The sequence below is a fragment of the Burkholderia reimsis genome (assembly GCF_003294055.1).
Lineage (GTDB): Bacteria > Pseudomonadota > Gammaproteobacteria > Burkholderiales > Burkholderiaceae > Burkholderia > Burkholderia cepacia.
The window spans coordinates 25,652-38,656 of the sequence record NZ_QMFZ01000002.1 but is presented as its reverse complement, the minus strand read 5'-3'; the positions used below and the strand labels follow the sequence as shown (position 1 = coordinate 38,656).

At 68.4% G+C, this 13,005-nt stretch carries 10 protein-coding genes; 4 read left to right on the top strand and 6 right to left on the bottom strand.

What is annotated here, in order from left to right:
• The first annotated feature begins 7 nt into the window (after positions 1-7).
• From DPV79_RS02995 to DPV79_RS02985, 3 genes are all read left to right on the top strand, one after another.
• Positions 8-766, top strand: a complete 759-nt coding sequence (locus DPV79_RS02995; RefSeq protein WP_059553794.1) for an SDR family NAD(P)-dependent oxidoreductase — start codon at positions 8-10, stop codon at positions 764-766.
• 33 nt (positions 767-799) lie between these two features.
• Positions 800-2,044 (top strand): acyl-CoA dehydrogenase family protein, encoded by a 1,245-nt coding sequence (locus DPV79_RS02990; RefSeq protein ID WP_021158039.1) that lies wholly within the window; start codon positions 800-802, stop codon positions 2,042-2,044.
• A gap of 76 nt (positions 2,045-2,120) precedes the next feature.
• Positions 2,121-3,026 (top strand): LysR family transcriptional regulator, encoded by a 906-nt coding sequence (locus DPV79_RS02985; RefSeq protein WP_027790054.1) that lies wholly within the window; start codon positions 2,121-2,123, stop codon positions 3,024-3,026.
• Positions 3,027-3,043: 17 nt separating this feature from the next.
• On the opposite strand, the gene DPV79_RS02980 is transcribed toward DPV79_RS02985, so the two are convergent.
• The 4 genes from DPV79_RS02980 to DPV79_RS02965 all read right to left on the bottom strand — a co-directional run bounded on the left by DPV79_RS02980 (position 3,044) and on the right by DPV79_RS02965 (position 9,640).
• Positions 3,044-6,082 carry an FAD-binding and (Fe-S)-binding domain-containing protein gene (locus DPV79_RS02980; RefSeq protein WP_113044749.1) on the bottom strand — a complete coding sequence of 1,013 codons (3,039 nt, stop codon included), beginning with the start codon at positions 6,080-6,082 and terminating at the stop codon, positions 3,044-3,046.
• 52 nt (positions 6,083-6,134) lie between these two features.
• Positions 6,135-6,896 carry a 2-keto-4-pentenoate hydratase gene (locus DPV79_RS02975; protein WP_113044748.1) on the bottom strand — a complete coding sequence of 254 codons (762 nt, stop codon included), beginning with the start codon at positions 6,894-6,896 and terminating at the stop codon, positions 6,135-6,137.
• Between the two features lie 52 nt (positions 6,897-6,948).
• Complete coding sequence (locus tag DPV79_RS02970) at positions 6,949-8,223, bottom strand: MFS transporter (protein WP_060068236.1); 1,275 nt, start codon at positions 8,221-8,223, stop codon at positions 6,949-6,951.
• Positions 8,224-8,419: 196 nt separating this feature from the next.
• A complete protein-coding gene (locus DPV79_RS02965; protein ID WP_059489639.1) occupies positions 8,420-9,640 on the bottom strand; it encodes a pyridoxal-phosphate-dependent aminotransferase family protein in 1,221 nt (406 codons plus the stop codon).
• A gap of 183 nt (positions 9,641-9,823) precedes the next feature.
• On the opposite strand from DPV79_RS02965, the gene DPV79_RS02960 reads away from it, so the two are divergent.
• The gene (locus DPV79_RS02960) at positions 9,824-10,528 is read left to right on the top strand and encodes a GntR family transcriptional regulator (protein ID WP_048021312.1); all 705 of its coding nucleotides are present in this window, start codon (positions 9,824-9,826) and stop codon (positions 10,526-10,528) included.
• Positions 10,529-10,578: 50 nt separating this feature from the next.
• Here the strand turns inward: DPV79_RS02960 and DPV79_RS02955 are convergent, their stop codons facing one another.
• Together DPV79_RS02955 and DPV79_RS02950 are read right to left on the bottom strand one after the other, a co-directional pair.
• Entirely contained in the window at positions 10,579-11,601 is a 1,023-nt protein-coding gene (locus tag DPV79_RS02955) for an AraC family transcriptional regulator (RefSeq protein WP_048021314.1), read from the bottom strand.
• Positions 11,602-11,701: 100 nt separating this feature from the next.
• The gene (locus DPV79_RS02950) at positions 11,702-12,898 is read right to left on the bottom strand and encodes a porin (protein ID WP_113044747.1); all 1,197 of its coding nucleotides are present in this window, start codon (positions 12,896-12,898) and stop codon (positions 11,702-11,704) included.
• Positions 12,899-13,005 lie beyond the last annotated feature (107 nt).

The window sequence follows — 13,005 nt, the reverse complement described above, 5'->3', positions numbered from 1 at the left end:
GCGCGCGATGAAGATCGACAGCTACGCCGGCCAGGCCGTGATGATCACCGGCGCCGCGAGCGGCTTCGGCGCATTGCTCGCGAGCGAGCTCGCCGCGATGGGCGCGCGGCTGGCGCTCGGCGACCTGAACGGCGAGGCGCTCGAACGCGTGGCCGCGCCGCTGCGCGCGGCCGGCGCCGACGTGATCGCGCGGCGCTGCGACGTGCGTGTCGAAGCGGACGTCGCCGCGCTGGTGCACGCGGCGGCCGAGCGTTTCGGCCGGCTCGACGTGGGCATCAACAACGCGGGCATCGCGCCGCCGATGAAGGCGCTGATCGACACCGACGAAGCCGATCTCGACCTGAGCTTCGCGGTGAACGCGAAGGGCGTGTTCTTCGGGATGAAGCACCAGATCCGCCAGATGCTCGCGCAGCGCGAAGGCGTGATCCTGAACGTCGCGTCGATGGCCGGGCTCGGCGGCGCGCCGAAGCTGGCCGCCTACGCGGCGTCGAAGCATGCGGTGGTCGGGCTCACGAAGACGGCGGCCATCGAATACGCGCGCCACGGCATTCGCGTGAATGCGGTGTGCCCGTTCTACAGCACGACGCCGATGGTCACCGACAGCGAGATCGGCGACCGCCAGGATTTTCTCGCGCAGGGCTCGCCGATGAAGCGGCTCGGCCGGCCCGAGGAAATCGTCGCGACGATGCTGACGCTGTGCGCGAAGGAAAACACTTATCTGACCGGGCAGGCCGTCGCCGTCGACGGCGGTGTCTCGGCCTTCTGACGGAACCGGACGAACGGAATCGAGGAGTCGATCATGGACTTTGGCTACACCCCTAAAGTGGAAGAACTGCGCAGCCGCGTGCGCGCATTCATGGATGCACACATCGTGCCGCGCATCCGCCAGTGGAACGAGGAAGTGCACGCGGGCCAGTATCCCGTGTCGTTCATGGAGGAACTGAAGGAGCGTGCGAAGACGGAAGGGCTGTGGAACCTGTTCCTGCCGCACCTGAAGGACGACGAGCCCGGCACGGGCCTGACGAACCTCGAATACGCACCGCTCGCCGAGATCATGGGGCGCGTGGGCTGGGCGTCGGAAGTGTTCAACTGCAACGCGCCGGACACCGGCAACATGGAGCTGCTGCACATGTTCGCGACGCCCGCGCAGCGCGAGCAGTGGCTGAAGCCGCTGCTGCGCGGCGAGATCCGTTCGGCGTTCGCGATGACGGAGCCCGATGTCGCATCGTCGGATGCGACGAACATCACGACACGCATCGAGCGCGTGGGCGACGAGTACGTGATCAACGGCCGCAAGTGGTTCATCACGAACGCCGCGCATCCGAACTGCAAGATCTTCATCGTGATGGGCAAGACCGATCCCGATGCCGAGTCGCACCAGCAGCAGAGCATGATTCTCGTGCCGCGCGACACGCCGGGCGTGACGGTCGTGCGCAACATCACGGTGGTCAATCACTACGCGCCGGAAGGGCACTGCGAGATCACGTTCGACAACGTGCGCGTGCCGGCGAGCAATCTGCTCGGCGAGGAGGGCAGCGGCTTCGCGCTCGCGCAGGCCCGCCTCGGGCCGGGCCGCATCCACCACTGCATGCGTTCGATCGGTGCGGCCGAACTCGCGCTGGAGCTGATGGTCGACCGCGCGCAGTCGCGCGTCGCGTTCGGCAAGCCGCTGAACCGGCACGGCACGGTCGGTGAATGGATCGCGCGCTCGCGCATCGAGATCGAGCAGGCGCGCCTGCTCGTGCTGAAGGCCGCGTGGATGATCGACAAGGTCGGCGCGAAGGCCGCGCGCAAGGAAATCTCGATGATCAAGGCGCTGGTGCCGACCGTGTATGCGAACGTCTGCGACCGCGCGATGCAGGTGTTCGGCGCGGCGGGGTTGAGCCCCGATACGCCGCTCGCCGACCTCTGGACCTGGGGCCGCGCGCTGCGCTTCGCCGACGGCCCGGACGAGGTGCACCTGCAGGCGATCGCGCGGATGGAAATCAAGGACGGCGAGCCGGGTTCGACGGCGCCGTACCTGACGCCGCCGCTGCGCGCCTGAGCGTCGCGCCGGGATGCGCAGGGCCGTGGACGAGCGGGTGGCGCACGCCGTAAGATGCCGGCAAGGAGATCCGGCGATGCGCCTTTCGAAGATTGACCTGAACCTGTTCGTCGTATTCGACGCGATCTACACGAAGCGCAACCTGACGCGCGCGGCCGAGGTGCTGAATCTCACGCAGCCGGCCGTCAGCAACGCGCTGGCGCGGCTGCGCAAGACCCTGAACGATCCGCTGTTCGTCAGCACGCCGGCCGGGATGATGCCGACGCCGCTGGCCGAGAACATTGTCGGCCGTGTGCGCGAGGCGATGCAGCTGCTCGATTCGAGCGCGCACGAAGGCGACGTGTTCGATCCGGCGTCGTCGACGCGCGTGTTCCGGATGAGCATGAGCGACCTGACCGAAGCGCTGCTGCTGCCCGCGCTCGGCGAACTGCTGCAGAAGCATGCGCCCGGCATGCACGTGCGCAGCTACACGATGGACCGCCGCGAAGTCGCGACCGCGCTCGCGAACGGCTCCGTCGACATCGCGATCGACGCGCCGCTGATCGGCGATCCGCACCTGCATCAGGCGCTGCTCGTGCGCGATCGTTATGCGTGCATGATCCGCGACGATCACCCGTTCAAGGGCGACACGCTCACCATGGACGACTACCTGTCGATGGGGCACATCCACGTGTCGAGCCGCCGCAAGGGCAGCGGGCACGTCGACGCGGAGCTGACGCGCCTCGGGTTGCGCCGCACCATCCAGATGCGCGTGCAGCACTACATGGTCGCGCCGCTGATCGCGATGCGCGGCGACCTGGCGCTGACGGCACCGCTGCGGCTGCTGCAGCGTTATCCGGCGCGGATTCTCGAACTGCCGTTCGAGATGCCGGCGCTCGAATACTTCTGCTACTGGCATCGCAGCGCGGATCAGGATCAGGGCAGCCGGTGGCTGCGCGAGCAACTGGTGACGCTGATGGGCGGGATCGGCGAACCGAGGTGAGGCGCGCGCGGCGGCGGTCAGCTTCGCAATGCCCGCGCCAGCACCTTCGCCACATGCACGGCCTGCGCTTGCGCGCCGTCCTGAATCTGATGCCGGCAACTCGTGCCGTCCGCGACGACGATCGCGCCTTCGGCCCGCGTACGCACGGCCGGCAGCAGCGACAGCTCGGCCATCGCCTGCGATGCGGCGTAATGCTCGGCTTCATAGCCGAAGCTGCCGGCCATCCCGCAGCATGACGATTCGACCGGCGATACCTTGAGCCCCGGAATCCAGCGCAGCACCGTCTGCACCGGTGTGAACGCGCCGAACGCCTTCTGATGGCAGTGGCCGTGCACGAGCGCTTCGTTCGCATCGATCGCGTGCAGCGGCAGCGACAACCGGCCGGCCTCGTGTTCGCGCACGAGAAACTCCTCGAACAGGAACGCGTGGCTCGCGAGCCGTGTGGCTTCGTCGCCATAACCGTAGGCAAGAAACTCGTCGCGCATCGACAGCAGGCACGAAGGCTCCAGCCCGACGATCGCGATACCGCGTTCGAGGTACGGCCGCAGCGCATCGAGCGTGCGCCTGGCTTCGGACTTCGCTTCGTCGACGAGCCCGGCCGCGAGGAACGTGCGGCCGCAGCACAGTGGCCGCGCGCCTGCGCGCACGTTGAAATGCACGGTGTAGCCGGCCGCTTCGAGCACGGCTTGCGCGGCGCGCGCGTTGTCCGGCTCCTGGTAGTTGCTGAACGTATCGACGAACAGCAGCACTTCGCGGGTGGCCAAGCCGGTTTGCGTGGGTGTTGATGCACCCGCACCGGCACCCACATCCGCCAGAAACGGTCGCGCGAACCCGGGCAGCGCACGCTGCGGCGCGAGGCCGATCCATCGCTTGATCGACGACGCGACGACCGGCACGCCATTGACGAACGCGATCGCGCCGCGCAGGCGCGCGGCCCACGGCGCATAACGCGGCAGATACGCGACGAGCCGTTCGCGCAGCGTCGTGCCGTGCTTGCAGTTCCACGCGTGCCGCGCCTCGATCTTGAAGCGCGCCATGTCGACGCCCGTCGGACAATCGCGTTTGCAGCCCTTGCACGATACGCACAGGTCGAGCGCGGCCTTCACGTCGTCGCCGGCGAGGCCGTCGGCGCCGAGCTGGCCCGTCACCGCGAGCCGCAGCGTGTTCGCGCGGCCGCGCGTCACGTGCTGCTCGTCGCGCGTCACGCGGTAGCTCGGGCACATCGTGCCCGCGTCGAACTTGCGGCAGTGGCCGTTGTTGTTGCACATCTCGACGGCCGACGCGAGCCCGTGCGTGACGTCGGTGCCCGAGCCGGGGGCGGTTTCTTCGCCGGTCAGCGGATTGCGCGTGACGTTCCATGCCGACCAGTCGAGCGCGGGCCGCAGCGGCAGCGCCGCATAGCCGGGCGCGAAACGGAAATGCTCGCGTGCATCCATCTTCGGCGGATTGACGATCTTGTCGGGGTTGAAGCGGTTGTCGGGATCGAACAGCTTCTTGATCTCCGCGAACGCCGCATTCAGGCGCGGGCCGTACTGCCACGCGACCCATTCGCCGCGGCACAGCCCGTCGCCGTGTTCGCCCGAATACGCGCCCTTGTACTCGCGCACGAGTGCCGCCGCTTCTTCGGCGATCTCGCGCATGCGCGTCGCGCCGTCGCGCCGCATGTCGAGGATCGGCCGCACGTGCAGCGTGCCGACGCTCGCGTGCGCGTACCACGTGCCTTCGGTCTCGTGCCTGTGGAACACGTCGGTCAGGCGGCGCGTGTATTCGGCGAGGTGTTCGAGCGGCACCGCGCAATCCTCGATGAACGACACCGGCTTGCCGTCGCCCTTCATGCTCATCATGATGTTCAGCCCGGCCTTGCGCACCTCCCACAGCGCCTTCTGCGCGCCGGCATCGGTCATCTTCACGACGCTGCCGGGCAGCCCGAGATCGGCCATCAGTTCGGCGAGCCGGTCGAGCTGCGCGTGTTGCGCGTCGCGCGATTCGCCCGCGAACTCGACGAGCAGGATCGCCTGCGGCCGGCCGACCAGCGCCCGTTCGATCACGGGCCGGAACGCGGGGTTCTCCATCGACAGGTCGATCATCGTGCGATCGACCAGCTCGACGGCCACCGGCTTCAGCTTCACGATGTGCTGCGCGGTGTCCATCGCCTGGTAGAAGGTAGGGAAGTTCACGACGCCGAGCGTCTTGTGCGCGGGCAGCGGCGCGAGCTTCAGCGTGATCTGCCGGCTATGGGCGAGCGTGCCTTCCGAGCCGACGAGCAGGTGCGCGAGATTCGCATGGCCGTCGTCGGTGTAGGCGCGCGGGTTCTGGCAGTCGAACAGGTCGAGGTTGTAGCCGGCCACGCGGCGCAGCACCTTCGGCACGCGCTCGACGATCTCGTCGCGCTCGCGCTTCGCGATGCGTTCGACGCCGTGCAGCAGGTCGAGCGTGCGGCGATCGGTGACGGGCTGCGCGAGCGAACCGAACCGGCATTCGCTGCCGTCGGCGAGGATCGCGTCGATCGCGAGCACGTTGTGCACCATGTTGCCGTACTCGATCGAGCGCGATCCGCACGAGTTGTTGCCGGCCATCCCGCCGATCGTGCATTGCGCGGCCGTCGACACGTCGACCGGAAACCACAGCCCGTGCGGTTTCAGCCACGCGTTCAGGTGATCGAGCACGATGCCGGGCTCGACGGTGACGGTGCGCGCCTGCGCGTCGAATGCGACGATCCGGTTCAGCCATTTGCTGTTGTCGACGACGAGCGCCTCGCCGACCGTCTGCCCGCACTGGCTGGTGCCGGCGCCGCGCGCGAGCACGGGAATCTTGCGGTCGCGCGCGATGTCGAGCGCGATCCGCAGGTCGTCCTGGTCGCGCGGCACGACCACGCCGAGCGGCATGATCTGGTAGATCGACGCGTCGGTCGCATAACGACCGCGGCTCGCGCGGTCGGCGTAGACGTCGCCGCGCATTTCACGGCGCAGCCGCTCGAACAGCGGCGACAGCGCGGTGCCTTGCGACGGCACGAGATGGATGGGGCGAACCAGCGAAGGCGAGACGGCGGATGTCATGGCGGCGGTCGGTATCGGGTGGGAACGGATCGGGCGAGGATCGGGCGAGGGATCAGGCGAGCGTGACGCTGACGGGCGGCAGCCCCGCGATGCGGCCGACGGCCGTGCCCGCGGCCCGCGGAAAATGCATGCCCGTGTACGAGCCGGTCGTGACGACGGTGCCGGCCGGCAACGCGATGCCGCGCCGCGACGCGTGATTCACGAGCCACGGCAGCAGGCGGCGCGGGTCGCCGGCCGGGTTGGTGCCAGGTGCGGTGCCGGCGATGTCGTGCCCGTCGAACGTGAACGCCGGGGCCGGCGCGACGAACGGGAAATCGGCGCGATAACCGGTCATCTCGCCCAGCACGAGCGCACCGTGGTTCTGCAGGTCGGCGAGCTGGGCGGCCGGCGCGACGTCCGGCCATTCGCGGAAGCGGCTCGCGACGATCTCGATCGCGGCACCCATCTGCGCGATACCGTCGAACACTTCATCGTCGGCATAGGCGGGCGCACGCGGCGCGAAGTCGCGGCCGAAGCGAAACGCGATCTCCAGTTCGAGGCCGAGCGGCCGGAACGCGCCGCGCGGCAGCGTGACGCCGCCCGCATGGCGGCAGTCGTCCGGCAGCGGCGCGCCCTGGATCGGCCCGTCGGGCTGTTTCGCACCGACCTTCCACGCGCCGATCGCGGCGCGGCGCTCGGCGAGCAGTTGCGCCTGCACCGCATAGGCGGCGTCGGCATCGGCGGGGACGAGGGCTGAAGGCAGCGCGGCGAACGCGATGCCGTGTTGCCAGCCGGCGGCGAGCCGGACGGCGAGGTCGTGGGTAGCCTGGGTCATCGTTGCAGTCGGGGAAAAGGCGGGCGCCGCGAACGGCAGCGCCCCTTTGGCATCAGGCCGGCGAGCGATTGGCGGCCGGTTGTTCGGCGGGTGCGTCGGCGAAGCGGCTTTCCGGCTGCATGCGGAACGCGAGCAGCACGCCCACGCCCATCAGCACCATGCTGCCGATGAACGGCAGCTCCCAGCTGCCGAAGCGGTCGATCACGAAGCCGGAGATCACGGGCGACAGGATCGCCGCGAGCGCGGACCCGGAATTCATCATCCCGCTCGCGGTGCCCGAGTATTCCGGCGCGATGTCCATCGGCACGGCCCACATCGGGCCGATCGTCATTTCGGCGAAGAAGAAGCCGGCCGCGAGGCACGCCATCGACACGTACAGGTGATGCGTGAACAGCAGCGGCAACAGCGACAGCAGCGTGAGCAGCATGCAGATCGACACCATCCGGCTGCGTGCGCGCTTGAGGCTGCCGGTGCGCGCGAGGATGCGGTCGGTGACGATCCCGCCGAGCGTGTCGCCGATCACGCCCGCGAAGAACACCGCCGACGCGAACACGGCCGATTTCTTCAGGTCGAGGTCGTAGCTGTGCAGGAAGTACTGCGGAATCCAGCTCAGGAACAGCCACAGCGTCCAGCCGTAGCAGAAGTACACGATCGTGACGGGCATCATCCGGCGGAACAACGGGCCCCAGGGCACGGCGGCGGGTTTCGGCTTCGGTTGCGGCAGCGCGTCGAGTTCGGCCTGCGTGATGCGCGGGTGGTCCTTCGGGTGTTCGGTATAGACGAGCGCCCACACCGCGACCCACACGATGCTGATCACGCCGCAGATGTAGAACGACTCGCGCCACCCGTACACGGCCATCACCGCGACGACGGCGGCCGGCGCGACCGCGTTGCCGACGCGCGAGAACGCATGCGTGACGCCCTGCGCGAAGCCGCGTTTCTCGCGCGGCACCCAGCGCGACATCGCCGACGTGGCCGCCGGGAACGTCGCGCCTTCGCCGAGCCCGAGCAGCAGGCGCGCGGCGAGCAGCGACGCGAGGCCGCCGGCCATCCCGGTGAGCAGCGTCGCGACGGCCCACAGCAGCCCGCAGGCGAGCAGCGTGCGGCGCGCGCCGAAGCGGTCGCTGACCCAGCCGCCGATGATCTGGAATACGAGATACGGATACGCGAACGCGGAGAACACGAGGCCGATCTCCGTCCTGTTCAGCCCGAATTCCTTGCCGAACCCGGCAGCGGCCGTGCTCACGTTCACGCGATCGAGGTACGTGATGAAGTACATCACGCACAGCATCACCAGCACGATGCCGGTCGCTCGGAACAGCTTCATGTTTCGTCTCCTGGATGTTGTCTGGCTGGCTGCCCGTGCCGGCGTCGAGGCCGGCATCGAGGCGGGTCGTGCCGATGAAGCGGGGCGGGCGCCGGCAGCGGCCGGTGCGTGTCGCGATGACCGAGCGCGGCCGTCCGTGAAGCGGAAAGGGCGCGTCAGGCGGCGTGCGGGAAACGTGCGCGCCGCCCGCCGGCGCTCAGGCCGCCGCGCGCAGCGCGGGGGCGTGCGTGTTCGATGCGAGGGTGTCCATCGCCGCGACGACGCCGCTCGCGGCAACCGGCACGCCGGCGAGCTTCAGCCCCATCTCGCAGCCGGCGAGCGTGGCCATCAGCGTGAGGTCGTTGCAGTCGCCGAGATGGCCGATGCGGAACATCTTGCCGCGCATCTTGCCGAGCGCCTGCCCGAGCGACATGTCGAAGCGTTCGTAGATCAGCTTGCGCACGGCGTCAGCGTCGACGCCGTCGGGCATCATCACGCCGGTCAGCACGGGGCTGTAGACGGCCGGGTCCGCGCACTGGATCTCGAGGCCCCACGCGCGCACCGCGCGGCGCGTGGCTTCCGCGAGCCGCTGGTGGCGCGCGAACACCGCGTCGAGCCCTTCGCCGAGGATCATGTCGAGCGCTTCGGCGAGCCCGTACAGCAGGTTGGTGTTCGGCGTGTACGGCCAGTAGCCGTTCCTGTTCGCCTCGATGATCTCGTGCCAGCCCCAGAACGCGCGCGGCAGCGTCGCGTGCCCGCTCGCCGCGAGCGCCTTCGGCGACACCGCGTTGAAGCTGATGCCGGGCGGCAGCATCAGCCCTTTCTGCGAACCCGACACCGTCACGTCGACGCCCCATTCGTCATGGCGGTAGTCGGCGGACGCGAGCCCCGAGATCGTGTCGACCATCAGCAGCGCCGGGTGGCCGGCCGCGTCGATCGCGCGGCGCACGGCCGCGATGTCGGAGGTGACGCCGGTGGAGGTTTCGTTGTGCACCACGCATACCGCCTTGATGTCGTGCGCGGTATCGGCGCGCAGGCGCGCTTCGATCATGTCGGGCTGCACGCCGCGGCGCCAGCCTTCGATGCCCGGCAGCCCGAGGAATTCGGGCTTCAGGCCGAGCGCGTCGGCCATCTTCTTCCACAGCGTCGCGAAGTGGCCGGTCTCGTACATCAGCACGGTGTCGCCGGCGCTCAGCGTGTTGGTCAGCGCGGCCTCCCATGCACCGGTACCCGACGCCGGATAGATGATCACGGGCTGCGTGGTCTTGAAGATCTTCCTGATGCCGGCGAGCACCTTGAGGCCGAGCGCGCCGAATTCGGGGCCACGGTGGTCGATGGTCGGATAGCTCATCGCCCGCAGGATGCGGTCGGGCACCGGGCTCGGCCCCGGAATCTGCAGAAAATGGCGGCCGGACGGATGAAAGTCGAGTTGCAGCATGGTCGTTCTGTCTCCTTGGTTGCATTTTGAATTTTGCATGCAAAATACTTTAGCAGAGCGATCGCGGCAAACCCAAGTACTGATTTCACCGAAAATGCCGGTGTTTACCCGGCGTTGGCGGGGAGATATTCGGGTCGGGCGAGTTGAAGTAGAATCGCGTGAAGCAAGAAGGAAGGATTTTGCATGCAAGATTTGAATGATCTGGAGCAGGCCGGCGGCGCGCCGGCACTGCCGAAACTGGAGCGGCAGCGGCTGCACGACACGGTCGTCGAGCACCTGCGCAAATTCATCGTCGAAGGCGTGCTCACGCCGGGCATGCGGCTGAACGAGCGCGAGCTGTGCGAGACGCTCGGCATCTCGCGCACGCCGCTGCGCGAGGCGTTCAAGGTGCTGGCGGCCGAGGGGCTGCTGGTGCTGTCGCCGAATCGCGGCGCGAGCGTGTACCGGATGAGCGAATCGGAGATCCGCGAGACGTTCGAGCTGATGTCGGGGCTGGAGGCGTTTTCAGGCGAGCTGGCCTGCGAACGCATCACGCACGCGGAGCTCGCGGAGATCAAGGCGCTGCATTACTCGATGCTCGCGTGCCGGCTGCAGAACGACCTGCCCGGCTACTACAGCCGCAACCAGGAAATCCACGACCGCATCAACGAGGCCGCGCGCAACTCGGCGCTGCGCGCCACGTACCAGTCGATCAACCGGCGGATCATGTCGATGCGGTTCCGCTCGAACCAGCACGTCGAGAAGTGGGATCGCGCGGTGCATGATCACGAGGAGATGATCAAGGCGCTGGAGGCGCGCGACGGCAAGGCGCTCGCGGCGATCCTGCGGCGGCATCTGCTGGAGAAGCGCGACGCGGTGTTGTTGCAGCAGGGGGCAGTGGACGCGTAGTCGCACGCTGCACGCGAACGGTCATCGCGTCGTGCCGGCAGGCCGCGCCGCTACACCGCCGCCCGCTGCCCCTCTCTCGGCCCGTGCCCCGTCCACCGCTTGAACGCGCGCCGGAAGTTGTGCGCGTCGCTGAACCCGACTTCGTGCGCGACGTCCTCGATCGACAGCCGCGGATTGCTCAGCAGCGTGAACGCGCGCTTGCGGCGGATCGTGTCGATCACCGTCTGGTACGACACGCCCTGGTCGGCGAGCCGCCGCCGCAGCGTGCGCTCGCTCATGCACAACTGCGCGGCGATCTCGGCGAGCGACGGCGCATGCCGCAGGTCGCGCCGCATGATCCGTTCGATCGATTCGAGAAATTCGGTGCCTTCGGGTTCGGGCGGCAGCGCGTCCTGCAGGAATTCGAGCACCTGGCGATGCGCGAGCGGATCGTGGGTCGCGATCGGGCGGTTGCCGAGCGCGGCGTCGCACGAAAACAGGTTCTGCTCCTGTTCGAACCGCACCGGGCACGGGAACACGCGGGCGTATTGCTCCGCATAGGCCGGTGGCGGGTAGCTGAGATCGACGACCTTCGGCTGGAACGCGGGGCCGACGAGCGAGCGCCCGATCTTCATGAAGCTGCCGAACGCCTCCTCGACGAGGAACGCCTCGATGTCGGGCTCGAGGAAGACGTTGGTCGCGCGAACCGACAGCGTGCGCGCATCCGACATCACGTCGAAGCGCATTAGCGGCCCCGTGTGGCGCTGCAGCCCGATACCGGTCACGATCGCGTCCTTCAGCGTCGGGCTCGTCAGCATCGCATAGCCGACCAGCCCGATCGACGCGATCGTCTCGCTCGTGCCGAGTTCGAGGCCGAGCGCCCGCCCCGGCGCCATCTCGAGCGCGCGGCGGATCATCGTGCTCGCCTGGCGCAATGAAATCCGGCACGACGGATTCGACAGGTCGGCGACGTCGAAGCCGAGCCCGAGGCACAGCCGCGTGGGGTCGATGCCCAGTTCCTTGCTTGTCTCCGCGAGGCACCGCAACAGATGGACCGGCAGATTCGCCGTCGTATAACGGTCGGTATCGTCCATGGATGCTCCGTATTTTTTTCCATGGATTGTACTCGTCCCGCCCGGCCGGAGACCCGGCGCCGCCCCGGCCGCGATCGCCCACATCCCGCGCGGCCCCGCGTCAGAAGTAGTGACGCAGGCCGACCGTCGCACCGAGCTGCGTGGTGCCGGTGCTCGGCGCCTGCCCGTTCACGCCGACCAGCTGCGCGCCGGCCAGCCCGCCGCGGTAGATCGCGTAGTCGACTTCCGCATAGAGCATGCTGCGCTTCGACAGGCTGTAGCCGGCGATCACCTGGAACTGGCGCGCACGGCCGTCGAAATCCGCCGTATAGCCGGACTGCTGCGTCCACCACGCGTTGACGGCCGCCGTGAACGCCGACGTGAAGCGGTAGGTCAGCCCCGCGAGCGCCATCTTGCGGCGGCGGAACCCGCCGGGCACGGTCGGGTCGACCACCTGCGCGGGCGAGATGATCCCGAGCCCCGCCAGATCGGTCGGGCTGAACGGGCCGTTCTCGAACGACGTGAAGTCGTTGTCGCGTGCGTTCTCGATGTAGCCGGCGTTGACGGTCGCGTTGCCGATCGTCACCGAGCCGCCGCCCGTGTAGATGTCGAATTTCCCGTGCGTGACGTCGTCCCAGCTGCGCATGAACGATGCGCCGACCGTGAACGGCCCCTTGTCCGGCGCATACGCGGCGGCCGCGCCGAGCTGGCCGCCGCGCACGCCGCCGCCCGCGTGGCCGCCCGGCGCATATTGCGCGAGCAGGTAGAAGCTGCCGAGCTGCGCGCCGTACTGGATCATGTTGCTGGTGCGCGCGCCCGCGAGCATCGTCTGCTCCGGCTTGAACAGGTTGAAGTACGGGTCCTGCGGGCCGGCCCACAGGTTCGAGCCGAAGGTCAGCGACACCATCTCGAACGGCACGTTGTACTGGCGCCCGAGCGAGAGCTGGCCGAGCGTAGTGGACGTCAGCCCCACGTACGCGACCTGGAAGAAATTCGGCGAGCCGGCCGGCACGATGGCGCCGCTGTTGGGGCCGAAGTGGCTTTCGACGTTGAACTGCGCGGACAACCCGCCGCCCAGATCCTCGTTGCCCTTGAGGCCCCAGTAGCTTTCCGTCAGGCCGCTACCGTCGGCCATCGAGATCTTGCGGCCCGTCGACACCGGTGTGCCGTCGGCGCCGTAGGACACGCCGTGCGTTTCGTAGCGGATACCGGCATCGATCACGCCGTACAGCGTCACGTTGCCTTGCGCGTGCGCACCGGTACCGGCCAGGACCATCATCGCGCAGCACGCGGCGCGAACGCTATCGTGACGATTCATTCTTCTGGACTCCACATCGAGCTGGGGATGGACGGCTCGCGCCGTCGGGAACGACTGTAGAAAGCCAAATTTGCACGGGCCAAGGCCGCGGCGGCCATTCTCGTGGT